This is a genomic window from Nocardioides speluncae (genome assembly GCF_003121585.1).
Taxonomy (GTDB): Bacteria; Actinomycetota; Actinomycetes; order Propionibacteriales; family Nocardioidaceae; genus Nocardioides; species Nocardioides speluncae.
This window is the reverse complement of the sequence record NZ_QEOO01000016.1, coordinates 467,790-487,438: the sequence shown is the minus strand read 5'-3', so window position 1 is coordinate 487,438 and position 19,649 is coordinate 467,790. Positions and strand designations below refer to the sequence as shown.

Genomic DNA, 19,649 nt, shown 5'->3' with positions numbered 1-19,649 from the left:
AAGGGCCCGACCTACCGTCGCGAACGCAAAGGCAAGCGGCGGGCAATCAGGTCGATGACCGAGGTCACCTCACGGATCCCGAGGGCCTTCGCCATCACCAGGAAGACGACGCCGTCCACGGCCCCGATCAGCACCGCGTTCAGGCCCGCGACCACGACCGGCGGGTCACCCTGCAGGGTGTGCAGCAGCCAGGCGGTGCCGGCGGCGGCCGCGGTCGCCACGCCGACCGCCACCACCATCCGGGCCGCGAAGCGGACCAGCGTCGGCGTCTGCAGCCCGCCGAGGGTACGGCGCAGCAGCAGGTAGGACACCACGCAGCCGACCAGGTAGGCGGTCGCGTAGGCGAGCACCAGAGCCGGTGCGTTGTGCTCGTCGGAGGCGAACCGGACGTAGGTCAGCGCGGCGGTGATGTTGACGGCCGCGATCACGCACTGGATCCAGAACGCGGTCCGGTTCCGCTCCAGCGAGTAGAAGCCGCGCAGCATCAGGTAGTGGATCGTGAAGAAGACCAGCCCGGGCCCGAACAGCGCCAGCGACGGCACGAACCGGTGGTAGCCGTCGGCACCGGCGCCGAAGCCCCACTGCAGGTGCGCGATGTCCTCGGCCAGGAACGGCAGCACCGCCGCGAACGGCAGGATCAGCGCGAGCGCGCTGCGGAGGGTGCCGGACAGGGCGTTGCCGAGGCCGCTCGGGTCCGCGTCCGCGGCGTACTTGGAGAGCCGGGGGAGGATCGCGGTCGCGAGCGAGACCGTGATGATCGCGTGCGGGACCATTGTCAGCAGGAACGTCTGCGAGTAGACGGCGTACCCGGTGCCCTCGGGGGAGCTGGCCGGGCCCTCGGAGGCCAGCCGGACCACGATCGTGTAGGAGATCTGGTTGATGATCACGAACAGCACGGTCCACAGGCCGAGCTTCAGCGTGTGGCCGAGCCCGGCGTCGCGGAAGTCGAAGCGCGGCCGGTAGCGGAAGCCGGCCTTCTTCAGGTACGGCACCAGGATCAGGAACTGGGTGACGATGCCCAGCGTGAAGCCGAGGCCGAGCAGCAGCTCCTGGCCCTCGGTGTACGCCGCGAGCGTCTCGGACTCGGTGGCCGCGCCGAAGCTCAGCAGGTAGATGCTCAGCACCGCGACGGTGATCACGTTGTTGGCGATCGGCGCCCACATCATCGGGCCGAAGACCCCACGCGCGTTGAGGATCTGCCCGACCAGCACGAACATCCCGTAGAAGAACACCTGCGGCAGCACCAGCCGCGCGAAGTCGATGATCGACTGCTGGTGGGCGGCCAGCTCGGGTTCGGAGTAGTTCGAGCTCAGGAACAGCTGCATCAGCCACGGCGCGAGTACGACGAGCGCGACGGTCACCGTCAGCAGGAACAGCCCGGCCAGCGTGACCACCCGGTTGGTGTAGGCCTCACCGCCGTCCGGGTCGTTCTTCATCGCCCGCACCAGCTGCGGCACCAGTACGGCGTTGAAAATGCCGCCGGCGAGCAGGATGTAGAGCATCGTCGGCACGGTCTGGGCGATCGTGAACAGCTCGGCGTGCAGGGCGCTGCCGATCGCGGCGACCAGCAGGGCGGACCGCACGAAGCCGGACATCCGGGACACGACCGTCCCGGCCGCCATCACCGCGCTCGAGGACAGGATGCTGCGCTGCTCGCTGCCGCTGTCGGGAGACTCCGCTTGCTGGGCAGTCGAGTTCTGGTCGGTCAAGCGGTCCTCCGATAGTTCTGAAAACGTCGTACCAGGCGGACGGCGATCGCCCCGAACAGTAGGGCGCCGCCGACGGCCAGGACCATCCAGATCCATTTGCCGAGCTCTCCGGCCCGCAGCGGCATCTCGTCGAACGAGCCGAGCTCGGTGCCTTCCTCGTCGGTGACGACCAGCTTCACGTCGTGCACGCCGACCTTGCTGGACTTGACGTTGAGGCGGACCGTCCGCTGGGCACCAGCGTCGAGCTCGATCGACGGGGGGCCCTCGATCTCGAGCGGGCTGAACTCGGGGATGCTCGCCTCGACCCGCACCGTCACGGGCTGGTCCAGGTTGTTCACCAGGTTCGCCGAGAACTCGCCGCGCTCGCTGGACATGGTCACCGACGGCGGCGCCTCGACGACGATCTGGCCGAGCCGGTCCGCGATCCAGAGAGTCGACCGTTCGGTCGCGAGCCGGGCGCTGAGCGTGTCGGCGCGGGCGCCGTACCCGATGCTGGTCAGCGCCTGCCGGGTCACCTCGCCGGTCAGCAGGTCGTTGCGGGGCAGCACCCGGTCGAGGGTGGTGCCCGCGGCGACCAGGTCCTTGGCGGCGGCGAAGGTCGGGGTCCGCAGCTCGCGTGCGGCCTGGTTGTCGGGGTAGGCCAGCCGGGAGGCGGAGATCGTGGTCGGCGGCGTCGTGGCCGCGTTCGACAGCGGCTCCAACGACAGCCACGGAACGTTGAGCCCTTGAGCGAACGACGACCAGGTCGGTCCCGGCCGCCAGTGCGCGGGGAGGCTGACCACCAGCGGCTGGATCGAGTCGTTCAGCACCCGCATCGCGGCGTCGGCGAGAATCCGCTGCCGCATTGCCAGCGCACTCGAGCGCGACTCCGGGCCCGGACCGCCGGAGCCGGCCGTCGAGTCGGAGAGTACGACGCGCTTCCCGGACGCGAGCAGCGTCGTCGGCGGCTCGTCGTCCTCGTCGGTGCTGCGCAGCATCTCGTCGGAGACCATGATCCTGGTCGCCTGGTCCTGGGCGATGATCCCGCGGTCGGTGAGGAAGCCGGTCACCGGTGCCACCGCCGGCTGTGCGTCGATCTCGCGGCTCGTGAACGCCTGGGTGGACTGCTCCCGTGCCTCGGCCAGCAGCTCCGGGCCGCGGTCGACGGCGGCCGAGACGTCGACGTCGCCGTACGGAAGCGCGAGCACGTCGCCGTCCTGGAGCAGCGGCGTGACCTTGGTCAGGAACGACTCGGCAGCGGTCGCGGCATCGAGCAGCGCCTTGGAGCTCTCCTCGTCGCTGCCCTCGTCGGGCCCTTCGGACGGGCTCGGCTCCTCGGTCTCCTCCGGCTGCTCGTCGGGGTCCTCGCCGGGTGGCGGAAGGTTGGCGGACAGGTCGCGCTCGGGGTTGCCGTCGACCAGCCGCTGGGCGGCGTCCAGGACGGCCGGGTCGACCAGCCAGGTGACCGGGAAGTCCTGCCGAGTCGCCGCGAGGTCGACGATCTGGCGGAGCCGGCCGCTGACGGCGAAGTTCTTCCGCCAGCCGTCGATGTCGGTGAGCCGGCCATCGGCGTCGTAGCTGATCGGCCGCCGGATCGGCATCACCAGCGCCGTCTTGACCGTCTTCTGGGTCCGCGGCGGCACCAGCGGCAGGAAGGTCCGGGCCCGGCCGTCGGCAAAGTCGTCGTCGCCGTTCATGGCGTGGACGCCGAACCAGAACACCCCGGGGTCGCCGGTGATCCACTGCCCGAGCACGGTGCGCCGCAGCCGGATCCAGTACGTCGCCGACTCCCCGGGTTCCAGGTCGGGGATCTCGTCGTACGCGCCCTCGGTCGTGATCCGGTCGCCGACCACGTCCGCCGGGTCGCTCTCGGCGGCCTCGGCCAGCTCGCCCTCGCTGAGCATCGGGGTCGCGGACACGAACGGGTAGACCTTCAGATCGGTCCAGGTCTCGTCGCTGAGGTTGGTCACCCGGCCCCGGATCGTGATCACGCCGCTCTTCGGGATCACCGACGGCGACAGGCTCGCGATGCTCACCTGCAGCGGGTCCTGCGCGAGTACGGCGGGCGCCGCGGGCTGGGCGGCGGCCGGCGCGGTCATCGCCGCGGGTGCCGCAGCCGCTGACAGCAGCGTTGCTGCCGCGAGCACAGCAGGCAACACACGAGCTCGTATCCATCGGTGGCCGCCTACCGAGCGCCCCCATGCGGGCGCGCTGGCTGCGTTGGCGAAGACTCGACGGGCCTCCGGCCCGCCTTCGCTCCGCCGCCTTGCCATCACACCCGCCTGGCTACGCTCGCAACGGCGCCCACCGATGGATAAGAGCTCAAGCGGTCGGGGCACGCAGAGACTCTACCGAGCCGTCCGGAGACTAGACTCCCCCCTCGTGCCCGGTCCCGACTCGCCGCCTCCACTTCTCATCGCCGACGTGCAGCGCACCGTCGAAGCAGAGCTCGACCGGATCGGCTCGGTCATCGACGAGCTCGGCCAGCGGTTCGCGGCAGCAGGGGAGTCGCTGGCGCTGGTGGGCGGGCCGGTCCGGGACGCGATGCTCGGCCGGCTCCAGAACGATCTCGACTTCACCACCTCCGCCCACCCCGACGTCACCGAGAAGCTGCTGACCGGCTGGGCCGACGCCATCTGGGACCTGGGCCGCGCCTTCGGCACCATCGGTGCGAAGAAGGGCGAGTGGCAGATCGAGATCACCACCTTCCGGTCCGAGACCTACGACCCCAGCTCCCGCAAGCCCGAGGTCAACTACGGCGACTCGCTCTCCGGTGACCTCGGCCGCCGCGACTTCACCGTCAACGCGATGGCGGTGACCGTGTCCGGCTCGGACCGGCACCTGGAGGACCCGTACGGCGGCCTGGTCGACCTGGCCCAGCGCGTGCTGCGGACGCCGGGTGCCCCGGAGATGTCGTTCGGCGACGACCCGCTGCGGATGATGCGGGCGGCACGGTTCGCCGCCCAGCTCGGCTTCACCGTGGCGCCCGAGGTGGTCGCTGCGATGCGGGACATGGCCGGCCGGATCGAGATCATCTCGGCGGAGCGGGTCCGTGACGAGCTGATCAAGCTGATGTGCGCGCCGTACCCGCGGCGTGGTCTGCAGCTGCTCGTCGAGACCGGCCTGGCCCAGCACGTGCTGCCCGAGCTGCCCGCTCTGGCGCTGGAGCGCGACGAGCACCACCGGCACAAGGACGTCTACGAGCACACCCTGATCGTGGTGGAGCAGGCGATCGCGCTCGAGTCGCGGCTGGACCCGCCCGGGCCGGACTTCGTCTCCCGGTTCGCGGCGCTGATGCACGACGTCGGCAAGCCCAAGACCCGGCGGCTGCTGCCCGACGGCAGCGTCACCTTCCACCACCACGATGTGGTCGGCGCCAAGCTCACCCGGAAGCGGATGCAGGCGCTCCGGTTCTCCAACGAACAGACCGACGCGGTGGCCAAGCTGGTCGAGCTGCACCTGCGCTTCCACGGGTACGGCGAGGGCGAGTGGACCGACTCGGCGGTACGCCGCTACGTGCGCGACGCCGGCGACCAGCTGGCGCGCCTCCACATCCTGACCCGGGCCGACTGCACCACCCGCAACCAGCGCAAGGCGGACCGGCTGCGCCGGACCTACGACGAGCTGGAGGCGCGGATCGACCGGCTGTCGCAGGAGGAGGAGATGGCCGCGATCCGGCCCGACCTCGACGGCAACCAGATCATGGAGATCCTCGGCATCCCGCCCGGCCGCGCGGTCGGGGAGGCCTACAAGTTCCTGCTCGACCAGCGCCTCGACCGCGGGCCGATGTCGCGCGACGACGCGGAGGCCGCGCTCCGCGAGTGGTGGGCCGCTCGCGCCTGAGTACCTGTGCTCTGTGGCCCAGGTCACAGAACGGTCACAGTTGTCTCGGAAAGGCAACGGAGCCGCGAGCGGCGACGTCGCTTTCAACAAGCGGCGCCACACGCCGTACCACCACCGCTGAGCGTGGACGCCGACCATCACGGCACGAGGGGATCCACCATGAAAGTCCGACTCACCCGGCAGCGGATGGCGGCAGTAGTCGCCACCGCGGGCCTGGCCGCTACCGCCACTCTGCCCGGGGCGCTCGCGCCCTCGCAGGCGGCACCGCCCGAGCAGGCCGCGGAGGCCTGTCCCGAGGCATTCCCCGTTGCCGACCTCGCCGCCGACCAGCCGGTCACCGGTCTCACGGTCTCGAAGGGCACCACGCCCGACGGCTTCACCGGCACGGTCCTCGGCGTCCTCGACGACGGCATCGCCCCGGACCTCGACATGATCATGGTCCGCCTGACGTCGCCCGAGATCGACCGCGTCGGCGGCATCTGGGCCGGCATGTCCGGCTCTCCGGTGTACGCCGCCGACGGCCGCCTGATCGGCGCGGTCGCCTACGGCCTAGCCCTCGGCCCGTCGCCGGTCGCCGGCGTGACGCCGGCAGCGGACATGCAGAAGCTGCTCACAGCCCCGCCGACCGCGCGCCCGTCGGTGGCGAAGCGGATCGAGATCCCGCAGGACATCAAGTCCGAGCTGGTCAGCAGTGGCGACGCCACCGCCAGCCAGGCGGAGGACGGCCTGCAGCGGCTGCCGATCCCGCTGGCGGTATCCGGCGCGGTCAGCAGCAAGCGGCTGGCGCAGATGAACAAGATCCTCGGGCTGAGCGGGATGAGGGCGTTCCGCGGCGGCACAGCTTCGGGGACCCCGTCCGCTGAGCCGATCGTGGCGGGCGGCAACCTCGCCGGATCGTTGTCGTACGGCGACTTCTCGGCTGTGGGCACCGGCACCGCCACCATGGTCTGCGGCGGCGAGGTCGTGGCGTTCGGGCATCCGTTCATCTGGAGCGGCAAGTCCACGCTGACCATGCACGGCGCCTCCGCGTTGTATGTGCAGGAAGATCCGACGCTGTTCCCCTTCAAGGTGTCCAACGCCACCGGCCCGGTGGGCGTCATCGACCAGGACCGGCTCGCCGGCATCAAGGGCGTCCTGGGCGCCGGGCCCGCGACCGTGCCGATCGTCACGAAGGTCACCCTCGCCGACGGCACCAGCCGGGTCGGCCGCACCCGGGTCAGTGTGCCGGCCTTCCTCCCCGACGCCGCGGCGATCAGCCAACTGGTCGGCCAGGACCGGCTCTTCGACCAGATCGGGCCCGGCTCAGCTGTCCTCCGGTTCAGCGTGACCGGTGAGACCAAGGCCGGGGAGCCGTTCACCCTGAGCCGTGCCAACCGCTTCGACTCGGCGTGGGACATCTCGTTCACCTCGATCTTCGAGCTGGCCAACGCGGTCTTCTCGATCCAGGACAACGAGTTCACCGACGTCACCTTCACCGGCATCAACGTCAGCGTGAACATGTCCGAGGAGCGACGCAACCGGATCGCGCAGAAGGTGCAGATCTGGAACGGCACCGCCTGGAAGACCCTCACCGACGAGTCGGTCGTGCGAGCTCGGCCCGGAGGCTGGGTCAAGCTGCGGACCGTCCTGACGACGTACCGCAACGCGCGTCCGGCGAAGTACCTGGTCCAGAACATCAAGCTCCCGGGGACGCTACGGCCCGGCTCGGGCGGCTCGCTGTCGGTCCGAGCGGCCGCTGGTGGTGAGGGTGAGGAGTTCGCCGACCCGGGCGGCACCGGCACCGTGACGTCGTTCCCGAAGCTCATCGAGAGCCTCGCCAACGCGCCGCGCAACGACCAGCTGCTCACCAGCATCGACATCTTCAACGAGGGCGGGGAGGAGGAACCCGACTGCCGCGGCTGCCGGATCGCCGCGCCCGGCGAGTTCCACAAGGAGATCCTCGCGCAGATCTACGAGGTGGTCCGTGGTTCGCACTTCTTCGAGTTGCGGATCATCAAGTGACCTGAGCAGCCCCCAAAGAAAGCAGCCGGACGGCCCCACGCCGTCCGGCTGCTCGCTTTCCCGAATTATGTGTGAACCCCGCCGTATCCGTTGACGTGCCCGCAATGAGAGCGCTTTCATTTTGGTGTCGCCGGACTCGCCCGGCGACGCTCCGCGCCCTCGGGTCGACGAGGAGGCCCCCAGTGACAACCCTGCATTCCATCCGACGACCAATTCGCAAGCGGTGGCTCGCCGGAGCGCTCGCCGGAGCGCTCGCAGCAGCGCTCGTGGCAAGCGTCCCGGCCACCGTCGCCGAGGCCGACGTACCACCCACCCCGCCAGGCTGGACGCTCCAGTGGAGCGATGACTTCAACGGCGCCGCGGGCTCTCGTCCGTCCGGCGAGTGGATCGTCGACCTCGGCCACGGCTATCCCGGCGGACCCGCCAACTGGGGCACCGGGGAGATTCAGAGCTACACCGACAGCCCCAGCAATCTCGCCCTCGACGGCAACGGCAACCTGAGGATCACCCCGCGCCGCGACGGAGCGGGCAACTGGACCTCGGCGCGCATCGAGACGCAGCGCTCGAACTTCAAGCCGCCCGCCGGCGGCGTGCTGGCGATCGAGGGCCGCATCCAGATGCCCAACGTCACCGGTGACGCGGCGCTCGGCTACTGGCCGGCGTTCTGGGCGCTCGGATCGCCCTATCGCGGGAACTACTGGAACTGGCCCGGTATCGGCGAGTTCGACGTGATGGAGAACGTCAACGGGATCAACAGGGTGTGGGGCGTACTGCACTGCGGAGTCGCGCCCGGCGGACCGTGCAACGAGTTCAGCGGGCTCGGCAACAGCCGTGAGTGCCCCGGCTCGCCGTGTCAGGCGGAGTTCCACACGTATCGCTTCGAGTGGGACAGCGGCAGCTCGCCGCAGCAGTTCCGCTGGTACGTCGACGGCCAGCAGTTCCACAGCGTGAGCCAGTCGCAGGTCGACGAGGCGACGTGGAACAACATGACCAGCCACGCGGGCTACTTCATCCTCCTGAACGTCGCGGTCGGAGGCGCGTTCCCCGACGGGGTCGCGGGATTCCGTACGCCGACTCCGGCGACCGTCCCCGGCCATCCGATGGTCGTCGACTACGTGGCGGTGTGGACCAAGGGCGGCGGAACCAACCCGCCCCTGCCGGGTCGAAGCGCGTACTCCACGATCGAGGCGGAGGACTTCGACCAACAGGCCGGCGTCGAGGTCGAGTCCACGACCGACACCGGTGGCGGCAGCAACCTCGGCTGGATCCGCAACGGCGACTGGGTTCGCTACGACCGGGTCGACTTCGGTGCCGAAGGGGCGACCCAGTTCGTCGCTCGGGTGGCGTCCGGCGCGGGTGGCGGGGTCAGCGGGCTGGTCGAGGTGCGGCTGGACAGCCGGACCGGTCCGCCGGTGGGCAGCTTCGCCGTCGCCAACACCGGCGGCTGGCAGAGCTGGCGAACGGTTCCGGCCAACATCAGTCGGGTCACGGGTGTGCACGACGTGTACCTCACCTTCACCAGCGGCCAGCCGTCCGACTTCGTCAACCTGAACTGGTCTACGTTCCGTAGGTGAGCGATGTGAGACCACCGACCCTCGACACGGTGGCGGAAGCCGCGGGCGTCTCCCGCGCCACCGTGTCGAGGGTGGTCAACGGGACCGCCCGGGTCTCGCCCCGAGTCCATGCCCAGGTCGAGAACGCGATCGCGGAGCTGGGCTACGTGCCCAACCGGGCGGCGCGCAACCTGGTCAACCGCCGTACCGACTCGATCGCGCTCGTGCTGCGCGAACCGGACGCGACCGTGCTCGCCGACCCCTATCTGGGCAGCATGATCATCGCGATCAGCCGGGCGCTGGCCGACACGACCTTCCAGCTGGTCCTGGTCAACGCGCGCAACGACTCCAAGCACGGCACGCTCGCCGACTACGTGCGCGGCGGTCACTTCGACGGGGTCCTGCTCGCGTCGATGCATACCGACGACCCGCTGCCGGGAGTCCTGGTCGGTTCCCACGTGCCGACTGTGGTCTCCGGTCGACCGGAACACCCGATCCCGGGCCTGCTCTTCGTGGACAGCGACAACGTCGGCGGCGGCCGCCTCGCCACCGAACACCTCGTGTCGCTGGGAAGGCGCCGGATCGCGACGATCGCGGGCCCACCCGACATGACCGCCACTCCCGATCGTCTCGCCGGCTTCCGCGCGGCGCTCGCGGACGCCGCACTGCCGGAGGGGCCGGTCGCCGCAGGCGACTTCACCCATCCCTCCGGCGAGCGGGCGATGGCCGAGCTGCTGGACCGCGCCCCCGAGCTGGATGCCGTCTTCGCGGGGAACGACATGATGGCCGCCGGCGCGCTGCGCACGCTGCGCGCCCGTGGGCGCCGGGTCCCTGATGACGTCGCCGTCGTCGGCTACGACGACATCGACCTGGCCCACCACACCGAGCCCGCGCTGACCACGGTCCGTCAGCCGGTCGACGACGCCGCCCGGACGATGGTCGACCTGCTGATCGGTCAGATCAACGGCGAACCCGGCGGCGAGTCGGTCGTGCTCCCCAACGAGCTGGTCAAGCGCGACTCGGCCTGACGCTCGGCCTGACACAGCGTTACCGCCTCGTGTCGGCGCGGCGAACATCGCGTCGTACGTCCGGCAACTCCTGGCCAATCCCGCGTGGCGGGTGTTCGCGCCCGAACGACGCTGTCAGTGTCGAAGGCGGAACGCTCAGCAAACGTCTCAGCCGACCTCGGAGGCACAGATGAAGCGCACCGCCCGCACTCGCCTGGCCACGACCGTTCCTCTGCTCACGGTCCCCCTCCTCGCCCTCGCCGTCGCACCGGCCCCCGCCCAGGCCGTCCAGGCGAGCTACTCCGCTCCGCTCACCACCGCGATCGGGAGCCTCCCGGTCGCCACCGAGAACAACGCCGGGTACGACCGCGACCTGTTCCGGCACTGGGTCGACGCCGACGGCGACGGCTGCCATGCCCGCAACGAGGTGCTGATCGCCGAGGCCGACGACCCGGTGACGGTCGGCTCCGGCTGCTCGCTGTCCGGAGGCCGGTGGTTCTCGTACTACGACCGGGTGTCATGGACCAACACCTCCGACGTCGACATCGACCACATGGTGGCGCTCTCGGAGGCATGGGGCTCCGGCGCCCGCAACTGGACGGCCGGCCAGCGCGAGGCCTTCGCGAACGACCTCGGCGATTACCGGACGCTGGTCGGCGTGACCGACAACGTCAACCAGGCCAAGGGTGACAAGGACATCGCCCAGTGGCTGCCGCAGTACGACAAGTGCCGCTACCTGCGTGAGTTCGTCGCGGTGAAGATCCGCTGGCGGCTGACCGTCGACAGCACCGAGAAGTCCGCGATGCAGAGCCTCGCTTCGGGCTGCACGAACTCGACGATCACGGTCACCTACGCCATCTAGAAATCCGCCCACGGGCGGAGGCGTCGCCCGGCGTACTCCCAGTATGTTGAGGTCGCCAGTGACGACCTCAACATCGGGAGCGACACATGTCGACCACGAACCCTGACATCGATCCACTGCTCGAGGAGTCCATCGAGATCACGGCGCCGCCCGAGCGGGTCTGGCAGCTGGTGACCGACCTGCCGCGGATGGCGTCCTGGAGCCCGGAGGTGGCCAAGACGATCGTCCGTGGCGGCGGTCCGGTGGGCCTCGGCACCACCACCATCAACATCAACCGGCGCGGCCTCCGGGTCTGGCCGACCCGGTCCAAGGTGATCCGGTTCGAGCCGCACACCGAGTTCGCCTTCCGGATCAAGGACAACAAGGCGATCTGGTCGTACTCGCTCGCACCCACCGCGGCCGGGACCAAGCTGACCCAGCGCCGGGAGATGCCGGACGGCATGGCCGGGCTCGCCCAGGGGCTGCAGAAGGTCGCTTTCGGTGGCATCGGCAAGTACCAGGACCAGGCTCGGGTCGGCATGCGCGAGACCCTGGAGCGGCTGAAGACGGACGCCGAGGCATGACCGACGCAGAGATCGACCCGTCGATCGACCCCGCGATCGAGCGGCTCATCGAGGAGTCCATCGAGGTCGCCGCGCCACCGGAGCGGGTCTGGGAGCTGGTCTCCGACCTGCCCCGGATGGCCGAGTGGAGCCCGACGGTCACCTCGATGAAGGTGTACGGCGAGGAGCCGATCGGGCTCGGCACCCGCACCAGCAACCGCAACCAGGACGGCGAGCTGGTCTGGCAGACCCATGCCGAGGTGGTCCGGTTCGAGCCGCTCACCGAGATCGCGTTCCGGGTCGAGGAGAACTGGGTGGTCTGGTCCTTCACGCTCGTCCCGTCAGAGGCCGGGACGACGGTGGTTCAGCGCCGCGCGGCGCCGGACGGCATCTCGGAGTTCTCGCTCGAGCTGACTGAGGCCTTCATGGGCGGTGTCGCGAAGTACCAGGCCCGACTGCGGGTGGGCATGCGCGAGACCCTGGAACGGATCAAGTCCGAGGCGGAGGCCCCGCCGGAGCAGTGAGCAGGCCGACCAGCATGTCCACCACCGCAGCCTCGGTCACGGGCTGAGCGGACTCGCCGATCTCGCCACGCCGCTCGGCGTCGGCCAGCAGCGCGAACATCACCGACGTCAACGCGGCCAGCCGGCGCCGCCGTACCGCAGCAGGGAGGTCGCCGAGGGCACCGTCGAGCCGACGCGTCACCGTCCGGATCGCCGGCCACCGGTCGTCGGTCAGCGGCATCTCGACAACGGCCGGATGGTCGCGCACCTTCTCCAGGAAGCGGGCGTAGTGGGTGGAGCCCTCGGCGTACGGCGTGGTCAGCATCGGCCGGATCAGCACCCGGACCAGCTGCCGTACCCGGTCCTCGGGGGCCGTGGCCGGCTCGAGGTCGTCGGTCGCCAGCAGCACTACGCGCTCGGTCTCGATGGCCTCCAGCCGGCGCGCCACGATCGCGGCGACCAGATCGTCCTTCGACCCGAAGTGATAGGCGACAGCCGAGTTGTTGCGCTGCCCGGCGGCGGCCGCGACCTCGCGCAGCGAGACCGAGATGCCGCGCTCGGCGACGAGTCGCTCGGCCGCGAGGAGCAACTCCTCGCGGGCGTCTGGACGAGTGCTCACGGTCGACCATCGTAGCCACCCGTTAAGGCGAATGTCTTGATCGGCTAAGTCAACTGCCTTAACCTGTCGAAGGTCTGCCGTCGAAGGGATCTCGATGCACTACCTGACCGGTCCGATGGCCCAGCTCGCCTGGGTCGTCGACGACATCGCCGCCGCCGAGGCGGAGTTCGGGAGCCGCCACCAGCTCGATCGCTGGACCCGCCTGGACGACATCCACTTCGGACCGGAGGAGTGCTCGCTGCGTGGGAAGCCGGCGGACTTCACCGCCCACATCTCGATGAGCTACGTCGGCGACCTGCAGCTCGAGCTGATCCAGCCGGTCAGTGGCGACAGCCTGTACACCGAGTTCCTCGCCGAGCACGGGCCCGGCCTGCACCACGCCTGCTGGTACGTCGAGGACCTGGCCGCCACGCTCGCGGCCGCCGGCGACCCGGAGGTGCTCTCGGCCGGCACGATGGCCGGCGGCGAGATACGGTTCGCCTACGTCGAGCCGGGGCTGGGTGGCATCCCGTTCCTCGAGCTGGCCCAGCTCGGGCCGTCGATGGTCGCGTTCTACGACGACATCAAGGCGGCCAGCGCCGCGCCGTACCGGGCGGTCTGACGTGGCCACCGTGTGGGGCGTGCCGTCAGCAGATCCGCTCACCAAGGCGCACGCACGGCGGCTGGCCTGGCTCGTCGGTCTGGGTGTCGCAGTCGCGATCCCGGCGTCGCTCGCCGTCTGGATCGCCGTGGGCGGACTCCGGGACTGGGAACCGATCCACACCGCGCGGGTAGCGAACGTCAGCGGCGCGCTCCTGCTGACGACCGCGGTCTTCGGACCGCTGCTGCTGCGGCGCTTCCCGCGGCCAGACCGCCTGCGCGGGTTCGTGATGTCGTGGTTCGCGCTCTCGACCTTCGTCAGCTGCACCTGGCAACTGCCGCTCATCCTGTTCAACGACGCCATCACCGGCGCCGAGGTGACCACCGGCAACCTGCCGCGCTTCATCTCGTGGTGGGGGTACGGCTCGGCCGACACGCACTACGGCACCGTGTCGTCGTACATGGTCGCCAGCGAGATGGGCTGGCTCGTGGGGATGGGCACCGGCCTGACCGGTCTGCTCCTGCTGCTGCGCGGCCGCACCCGCCCGGGCTACCTGCTGATGGGCGTGGGTGGCGCGTTGCAGGCCTACAACGCGACGTACTACGTCTTCCAGAGTGGCGTGGTGGAGAAGTGGGACAACGTCGCCACTGACTCCTGGATCGGGCCGTTCCTCTACTTTGGGCTCGGCGCGCTGTGGCCGGCCGCGGCACTGACCGCGAGCGTGATCTGCCTCCGCTTCTTCGTCCCCGGGTCTAGCCCAGCTCGCTGAGCGGGACCTGCCACACCTCGACCGTGTACGGCGCCCACCCGCAGTTGGTGTTGCGGTCCTCGGGCGCGATGTACGTCGTGAAGCGGACCGTGGCCCGGTCGGGCTCGGCCACGACCCGGCCCTGCTCCATGCACTTGTGGTAGCCGCCCACCACGAGCAGGTTCTCGCTCAGGTCGACCTCGGTGACCGGCGCGCCGTCGAGCTCCTTCGGCAGCGTTGCCAGCCACGCCGCGCGCTCGGCCTCGTCGGTCAGCAGCAGGGTGTCGTCGTTGGTGAGCGCCTCCAGGTCGCTGTCGCCGTACTCGGCCTGCGACCAGTCGGTCACCAGGCTGCCGACCTGGCCCTCGGTCTGCTCGGTGTCGTCCTTGCTCACCCAGTTGATCAGCGAGCAGCCGGCCAGCGTGGTGAGTGCGGTCACGGCGCAGACAGAGGTGATCAGCGTCTTCATGCCGGATGCGACGGGGCCGAACGGAATCCGGTTCCGAGCGCGATGGCGGGTTGGCCTACACGCGCTACCACCCGCGGTGCAGGATGTGCGCATGAGAAGCGATCTCTTCGACCAGACCAACCTGGCCAAGCAGAGCCAGGAGCGCTACATCCTGCAGAACCCCCAGATGCTCCGCGTCGCTCTCGGCCCGGAGGTGCTGGCCGCGAAGGGCTCGATGGTGGCCTACAACGGCAACATCCAGTTCCACCACGAGAAGGCCGGGAGCGTCGGCAAGCTCGCCAAGAAGATCCTCACCAGCGAGAACGTTTCGCTGATGCGCTGCTCCGGGCAGGGCGAGGTGTACTTCGCCGACTCGGCCGGCTACATCAACCTGATGCATCTCGAGAACGAGGGGATCAGCCTCAACAGCCGCAACCTGCTCGCCTTCGACGCCAACCTCACCTGGGACATCGAGCGCACCAAGGGTGCCGGCATGGTGATGGGCGCGGGCCTGTTCAACACCACCGTCGGTGGCACCGGCACGGTCGCGATCAACGTGGTCGGGATGCCGGTCGTGCTCGACTGCTCGCGCGGCCCGGTCTTCGTCGACCCCAACGCGGCCGTGTGCTGGAGCGCCAACCTGTCGCCGACCGTGCACAGCTCGATGAACATGTCCTCGATGCTGCGCGGCGGCACCGGCGAGGCCCTGCAGTACGTCTTCCAGGGTCCCGGCTTCGTCGTCGTCCAGGCCTTCGAGTGGAGCCCGGTCGCGGCCGGGTGATCGCCACATGAACATCGCGCGCGGCCTGCTCGCCGCGCTTCTCGGGATCCTGGCCTGCGTGGTGCTGCCGGCGAGCGTGCTGTCGGTCTGGGTGGTCCAGGAGGTCGCCGACACCTCCGGGTACGTCGAGACGGTCGCGCCACTCGCCGAGAACGACACCGTCAAGCAGGAGACCGTCGACCGGGTGTCGGCCGAGATCATCAGGCAGGTGCCCGAGGTCAGGCCGGAGGAGAAGCGGGTCGACGCCGCGGTGGACCGGGTCGTCGACGGTCCGGAGTTCCCCGGCGTCTGGCGTACCGCCAACCGGGTCGCCCACCAGGAGCTGGTGAAGGTCCTCGACGACCGGTCCAGCTCCGACCGGATCACCATCGACCTGCAGCCGGTGGCGAAGGAGGCGGCCAAGGGCCTGCGCAAGGAAGGGCTGCCGGTCGCCGACAGCGACATACCGCCGATCAGGTTCACGGTGGCGCGCGGCGACGACCTCCGCCGCGCGCAGGACGGCTACGCGCTCGCCGAGAACCTCGGCTTCTGGCTGCCGATCGCCTGGCTGGTGCTTGCGGCGCTGACGATCCTCGTTGCCCGGCGGCGCCTCCGGGCGCTGGCCTGGCTGGCGGCCGGGTCCGCGGTCATGGTCGCGCTGGCACTGGTGGCGCTGCGGACCGTGCGGTCCGCGGTGCTCGACGAGGTGCCCACGGGGGACCGAGATCTCATCGGGGTCCTCTGGGACGTGCTGACCCGCGACCTCTCCACGTCGTACGTCGTGATCGCTGTCGCCGGGCTGGTCGCGACGGTGGCGCTGGCGATCGTCGCCGGCCTCCTCGGACGGCCTCCTCGGGAGCCCGTGCCGACGAGCTGAGGATTCTTTCGCGGTTTCTATTGGGATCGGCCCGGGCCGCGCCTCCTTGCTTCGACAACCAACCGAAGCCTGAGGAGGCTCACGATGCTCAGCACAACCGGCAGCACTCTCCGCCGCGCGGTTTCCGCGCTGCTCACCCTGGCCGTCAGTCTGTCGTTGGCGGCCCTGATCGGGTCCGGCCAGCAGGCAGCAGCCGTGCCCGCCGTACCCGACCCCGACCGCAACAGCCAGGTGGTCACCAACTGGGGCTGGCACTACAACGTCACCCCGAGCTCGGCGACCGGCTTCGTCAACCAGGGCTACCGGATCGTCGACCTCGAGGTCCGCAGCTCCAGTCCCCGGTTCGACGTCTCGTACGTGAAGAACAGCGGGACCTATGCCCGCGCCTGGTGGTGGTACTACGGCATGACCCCGAGTCAGGTGATCAGCAAGCTCAACACCAACAAGGCCCGGCTGATCGACATCGAGCCGTACTCGACGGCGGCCGGCACTCGGTACGCCGTGGTGATGGTCAAGAACTCCGGCTCGGCCGCCAAGGCCTGGGGCTGGCACTACAACGTGCCGCTGAGCACGATCACGTCGTACACCTCGAACAACAACATGCGGGTGATCGACGTCGACCGGCACGCCTCCGGCAACCGGTTCTCCGCGATCTACATCAAGAACACCGGCGTGGACGCCAAGTCCTGGTGGCACTACTACAACGTCACCTCGGCGCAGGTGTCGTCGCTGCTGAGCCAGAAGAAGGCCCGGCCGATCAACCTCGAGCGGCTCTCGAACGGCCGGTTCGACGTGGTCATGCAGAAGCGTGCCGGTGAGTACTGGTGGTGGCTGCACGGCGTCACCGCGACCCAGGTCCACGAGGCGGCCAACCAGTTCGGGGCTCGCATCTTCCAGGTCAAGGGCTACTCGACCGCGGCCGGGACCCGCTACCACGCGCTGTACCTCGGCAACGTCGACGCCGAGACCCGCCGCGTGCAGAACTCGGCCGGGAGCATGACCGGCAAGTGGGGCTTCTACCTCAAGCGGGTGGGCGGCCCGACCAAGCTGGGCATCGGCCACGACAACCAGTTCGAGCCGGCCAGCATGATCAAGATCGTGCACGCGGTGACGGCCATGCGGGACATTCAGAACAACGCCGCCACCACGACCACCACGCCGGTCACCTGGTACGCCGCGCCCGGCCAGGCCGCTCGCTACCCGGGCGACTTCGACTACAGCGACGACAAGAACCGGTGCGCGTACGACAGCTCCGGCAACCTGCAGACCGACAACACCTACTCCGACCAGCTCGGCCCGGTGATCATCAAGCAGACCCTGCAGCAGTCCGACAACCGCACCACCGACGCGCTCACCCGGCGCTACGGGTTCGCGGCGCTGAACAGCACCAAGACCCTGGCCGGCATGACCAAGTCCAGCGTCAACCACCGGATCGGCTGCGACGGTGACGCGTCACCCCAGCCGCTGACCCACAACTGGCTGACCCTGGTCGACGCCGGCAAGATCTACGAGCGGATCCAGGACACCACCCTGCTCAACACCGGGCACCGCAACCTGCTCTACAGCTACATGTCCGGTGGCGCGATCGGCAACGGCTCGCTGAAGTCGATGATCGAGGCCGAGGCCACCGCCGCCGGTCTGAGCGCGAGCGAGCGGGCGACGTTCCTGTCGCACGTCGTGACCCGCTCCAAGGGCGGCTCGTACGGCTACTGCCCGAGCTGGGGCGGCAGCGGCGCGGACTGCAACACCACCACCGCGCACAGCCGCACCGTCGGTGGCACCATCTGGCTGCCGTTCAAGACCCGTGCCGGCGCGATCAGCGACTCGCCGTACGTCTACGGCCGCTACTGGAACGCCGAGGTTCCGTGCTCGTTCGCCTCGGTCGACGCCGACACCTGCGCGAAGTTCAACGCGAACCAGACCGGCATCTCGAAGGTCTCGGTCGAGATGTTCCGGGCGGAGGTGAAGAAGGCCCTCGCCACCTGGTGAGGCTAGGTAACAGCCCGCAGCCCGCCTCGACGGACCAGTCCGTCGAGGCGGGCCGCGGTCGCGTCATCGGCAGCGGCGTGTACGACGAGCCGCTGCTCGTCGCCGACCGGCAGCTCCAGGGTCTCGAAGCTCAGCCGGAGCTCACCGGCCTCCGGGTGCTGCCAGCGCTCGATGCCGGAGGTCCTCGGCAGCCTGGCGTCGGCCAGCGGGTCGCGGAGGTCCTCGCCCTCGCAGAGCCCGAGCTCGTCGATCAGTGCGTCGACGTGCGGGTCCGGCTGCATCAGCCGGAGCTGCTGGGAGTGCCGGAGAACGACCTGGTCCCAGTCGGGGAAGGCGGTCTTGGCCCGCTCGTCGTTGAACAGGAAGCGCAGCAGGTTGGGCGGCGTACCGTCCAGCAGGCCGACCGGCCCGGCCACCAGCTCGTAGCCCGACGTGTAGGCGAGGACGTCGCTGACCCGGTTGAGCAGCACCCCCGGCGCCGGCTCCAGCTGCTCCAGAAGCGCGAGCACGGTCGGCCGGACCTCGTGGCTGGGCGGACGAGCGACGTAGCCGCACTCGCCCGAGGTCACATTGGACAGCCGCTTGAGGTGCACCCGCTCCTCAGGGGTCAGCCGCAGCGCGTCGGCGAGCGCCCCGAGGACCTGGCCTGACGGGTTGTGGTCGCGGCCCTGCTCCAGCCGCACCAGGTACTCGACGCTGATCCCAGCCAGCATGGCCAGCTCGGCACGCCGGAGCCCGGGCGCCCGGCGGCGCAGGCCGGGCGGAAGACCGACGTCGGCCGGCTGGGTCTGGTCGCGGCGGGCACGGATGTATCCGCCCAAGGTGCTTTCACTCACCCTTCGAGGGTAGGCACCGGCTGGTCACCGAGGGTGGCCCTGTCACGGCCAGTCTCAGCGCGGTCTCCCTCGCGCGGCCGGTCGCGCCCACGCTGGCCGACATGAACACAGAGAACACGACATCCAAGCCGCGACTCGCTCTCATCGTCGGCAGCGTCCGCGAAGGCCGGTTCGGGCCGGTCGTCGCCCGCTGGGCGGCCGAGCAGGTCGAGGGGCACGGCGCCTTCGAGCTCGACGTCATCGACCTGGCCGACTTCGAGCTGCCGGTGGCGCTGCCGCCGGAGTCGCCGCTGGCCGCCGGCGACAGCTACCCGCGACCGGCCGCGATGGCCGGGCTGACCGACCGGCTCGCGGCCGCCGACGCGTTCCTGCTCGTGACCCCGGAGTACAACCACAGCTACCCGGCCTCGCTCAAGGCGGCCATCGACTGGCACTTCACCCAGTGGGCGGCCAAGCCGGTGGCGTTCGTGTCGTACGGCGGCGCGGCCGGCGGCCGGCACGCGGTGCTGCACCTGGAGAACGTCTTCACCGAGCTGCACGCGGTCACCATCCGCAACGGCCTCAGCTTCCCGGCGTACTGGAAGGCGTTCGGCGAGGACGGCCGGCCCCTCGACTCCGACGCCGAGGTCTACGCCAAGGCGATGCTCGAGCAGCTCTCCTGGTGGGCCGACGCCACCCGCACCGCCCGCGCCGCCGCCCCGTACCCAGCCTGACGCTGACCGGGCACTTTTGGTCTCACCACAACGCCGACCGGGCACTCTTGGCAGGCAGCCGCACGTTGGTGCGGCGTACC

General features: G+C 69.9%; 18 protein-coding genes. 13 read left to right on the top strand and 5 right to left on the bottom strand.

The annotated features are described in order from the left end of the window. Positions 1 to 11: 11 nt before the first annotated feature. Positions 12 to 1,709: a murein biosynthesis integral membrane protein MurJ gene (gene murJ, locus DDV73_RS09780; RefSeq protein WP_240617207.1), complete on the bottom strand. Its 1,698-nt coding sequence runs from the start codon at positions 1,707 to 1,709 to the stop codon at positions 12 to 14. Beyond that, entirely contained in the window at positions 1,706 to 3,844 is a 2,139-nt protein-coding gene (locus DDV73_RS09775; RefSeq protein ID WP_154402688.1) for a DUF6049 family protein, read from the bottom strand. Before DDV73_RS09775 ends, murJ begins: the two co-directional genes overlap by 4 nt. A 154-nt stretch (positions 3,845 to 3,998) precedes the next feature. Between DDV73_RS09775 and DDV73_RS09770 the strand changes: the two genes are divergently transcribed. The 7 genes from DDV73_RS09770 to DDV73_RS09740 all read left to right on the top strand — a co-directional run bounded on the left by DDV73_RS09770 (position 3,999) and on the right by DDV73_RS09740 (position 12,020). Beyond that, on the top strand, positions 3,999 to 5,531 hold the full coding sequence (locus DDV73_RS09770) for a CCA tRNA nucleotidyltransferase (RefSeq protein ID WP_109507037.1): 1,533 nt from the start codon (positions 3,999 to 4,001) through the stop codon (positions 5,529 to 5,531). Between the two features lie 159 nt (positions 5,532 to 5,690). Continuing rightward, entirely contained in the window at positions 5,691 to 7,532 is a 1,842-nt protein-coding gene (locus DDV73_RS09765) for a hypothetical protein (protein WP_109507036.1), read from the top strand. A 182-nt stretch (positions 7,533 to 7,714) separates the two neighbouring features. Next, positions 7,715 to 9,106 (top strand): glycoside hydrolase family 16 protein, encoded by a 1,392-nt coding sequence (locus DDV73_RS09760; protein WP_240617206.1) that lies wholly within the window; start codon positions 7,715 to 7,717, stop codon positions 9,104 to 9,106. Between the two features lie 5 nt (positions 9,107 to 9,111). Further along, on the top strand, positions 9,112 to 10,113 hold the full coding sequence (locus tag DDV73_RS09755; RefSeq protein ID WP_240617205.1) for a LacI family DNA-binding transcriptional regulator: 1,002 nt from the start codon (positions 9,112 to 9,114) through the stop codon (positions 10,111 to 10,113). A 169-nt stretch (positions 10,114 to 10,282) separates the two neighbouring features. Next, the gene (locus tag DDV73_RS09750; protein WP_109507033.1) at positions 10,283 to 10,954 is read left to right on the top strand and encodes an HNH endonuclease family protein; all 672 of its coding nucleotides are present in this window, start codon (positions 10,283 to 10,285) and stop codon (positions 10,952 to 10,954) included. 86 nt (positions 10,955 to 11,040) lie between these two features. After that, the gene (locus DDV73_RS09745) at positions 11,041 to 11,517 is read left to right on the top strand and encodes an SRPBCC family protein (RefSeq protein ID WP_109507032.1); all 477 of its coding nucleotides are present in this window, start codon (positions 11,041 to 11,043) and stop codon (positions 11,515 to 11,517) included. After that, positions 11,514 to 12,020: an SRPBCC family protein gene (locus tag DDV73_RS09740; protein WP_109507031.1), complete on the top strand. Its 507-nt coding sequence runs from the start codon at positions 11,514 to 11,516 to the stop codon at positions 12,018 to 12,020. The genes DDV73_RS09745 and DDV73_RS09740 overlap by 4 nt, the downstream gene beginning before the upstream one ends. Here the strand turns inward: DDV73_RS09740 and DDV73_RS09735 are convergent. Further along, positions 11,986 to 12,618: a TetR family transcriptional regulator gene (locus tag DDV73_RS09735; RefSeq protein WP_109507030.1), complete on the bottom strand. Its 633-nt coding sequence runs from the start codon at positions 12,616 to 12,618 to the stop codon at positions 11,986 to 11,988. The genes DDV73_RS09740 and DDV73_RS09735 overlap by 35 nt on opposite strands. A 94-nt stretch (positions 12,619 to 12,712) precedes the next feature. Here DDV73_RS09735 and DDV73_RS09730 point away from each other — a divergent pair, with 94 nt between their 5' ends. Both DDV73_RS09730 and DDV73_RS09725 read left to right on the top strand, forming a co-directional pair. Further along, entirely contained in the window at positions 12,713 to 13,219 is a 507-nt protein-coding gene (locus DDV73_RS09730) for a VOC family protein (protein WP_109507029.1), read from the top strand. Positions 13,220 to 13,238: 19 nt separating this feature from the next. Continuing rightward, positions 13,239 to 13,967: a hypothetical protein gene (locus DDV73_RS09725; protein WP_154402687.1), complete on the top strand. Its 729-nt coding sequence runs from the start codon at positions 13,239 to 13,241 to the stop codon at positions 13,965 to 13,967. On the opposite strand, the gene DDV73_RS09720 is transcribed toward DDV73_RS09725, so the two are convergent. After that, on the bottom strand, positions 13,951 to 14,415 hold the full coding sequence (locus tag DDV73_RS09720) for a hypothetical protein (protein ID WP_109507027.1): 465 nt from the start codon (positions 14,413 to 14,415) through the stop codon (positions 13,951 to 13,953). The two genes, DDV73_RS09725 and DDV73_RS09720, sit on opposite strands and share 17 nt — an antisense overlap. A 91-nt stretch (positions 14,416 to 14,506) precedes the next feature. Here DDV73_RS09720 and DDV73_RS09715 point away from each other — a divergent pair, with 91 nt between their 5' ends. The 3 genes from DDV73_RS09715 to DDV73_RS09705 all read left to right on the top strand — a co-directional run bounded on the left by DDV73_RS09715 (position 14,507) and on the right by DDV73_RS09705 (position 18,020). After that, positions 14,507 to 15,175, top strand: coding sequence for an AIM24 family protein (locus tag DDV73_RS09715; RefSeq protein ID WP_109507026.1), 669 nt, complete (start codon positions 14,507 to 14,509; stop codon positions 15,173 to 15,175). A 7-nt stretch (positions 15,176 to 15,182) separates the two neighbouring features. Beyond that, positions 15,183 to 16,031 carry a hypothetical protein gene (locus DDV73_RS09710; protein ID WP_109507025.1) on the top strand — a complete coding sequence of 283 codons (849 nt, stop codon included), beginning with the start codon at positions 15,183 to 15,185 and terminating at the stop codon, positions 16,029 to 16,031. 84 nt (positions 16,032 to 16,115) lie between these two features. Then, entirely contained in the window at positions 16,116 to 18,020 is a 1,905-nt protein-coding gene (locus tag DDV73_RS09705; protein ID WP_109507024.1) for a serine hydrolase, read from the top strand. 2 nt (positions 18,021 to 18,022) lie between these two features. Here the strand turns inward: DDV73_RS09705 and DDV73_RS09700 are convergent, their stop codons facing one another. Further along, on the bottom strand, positions 18,023 to 18,856 hold the full coding sequence (locus DDV73_RS09700) for a helix-turn-helix domain-containing protein (protein ID WP_109507023.1): 834 nt from the start codon (positions 18,854 to 18,856) through the stop codon (positions 18,023 to 18,025). 101 nt (positions 18,857 to 18,957) lie between these two features. On the opposite strand from DDV73_RS09700, the gene DDV73_RS09695 reads away from it, so the two are divergent. Further along, a complete protein-coding gene (locus DDV73_RS09695) occupies positions 18,958 to 19,569 on the top strand; it encodes an NADPH-dependent FMN reductase (RefSeq protein WP_109507022.1) in 612 nt (203 codons plus the stop codon). Positions 19,570 to 19,649: the final 80 nt, after the last annotated feature.

Bases quoted from the DNA above. Each gene is read 5' to 3' on its own strand.
- DDV73_RS09770 (WP_109507037.1), top strand. From the start codon at position 3,999: ATGGATAAGAGCTCAAGCGGTCGGGGCACGCAGAGACTCTACCGAGCC.
- DDV73_RS09765 (WP_109507036.1), top strand. From the start codon at position 5,691: ATGAAAGTCCGACTCACCCGGCAGCGGATGGCGGCAGTAGTCGCCACC.
- DDV73_RS09750 (WP_109507033.1), top strand. From the start codon at position 10,283: ATGAAGCGCACCGCCCGCACTCGCCTGGCCACGACCGTTCCTCTGCTC.
- DDV73_RS09745 (WP_109507032.1), top strand. From the start codon at position 11,041: ATGTCGACCACGAACCCTGACATCGATCCACTGCTCGAGGAGTCCATC.
- DDV73_RS09740 (WP_109507031.1), top strand. From the start codon at position 11,514: ATGACCGACGCAGAGATCGACCCGTCGATCGACCCCGCGATCGAGCGG.
- DDV73_RS09730 (WP_109507029.1), top strand. From the start codon at position 12,713: ATGCACTACCTGACCGGTCCGATGGCCCAGCTCGCCTGGGTCGTCGAC.
- DDV73_RS09720 (WP_109507027.1), bottom strand. From the start codon at position 14,415: ATGAAGACGCTGATCACCTCTGTCTGCGCCGTGACCGCACTCACCACG.
- DDV73_RS09715 (WP_109507026.1), top strand. From the start codon at position 14,507: ATGAGAAGCGATCTCTTCGACCAGACCAACCTGGCCAAGCAGAGCCAG.
- DDV73_RS09710 (WP_109507025.1), top strand. From the start codon at position 15,183: ATGAACATCGCGCGCGGCCTGCTCGCCGCGCTTCTCGGGATCCTGGCC.
- DDV73_RS09705 (WP_109507024.1), top strand. From the start codon at position 16,116: ATGCTCAGCACAACCGGCAGCACTCTCCGCCGCGCGGTTTCCGCGCTG.
- DDV73_RS09695 (WP_109507022.1), top strand. From the start codon at position 18,958: ATGAACACAGAGAACACGACATCCAAGCCGCGACTCGCTCTCATCGTC.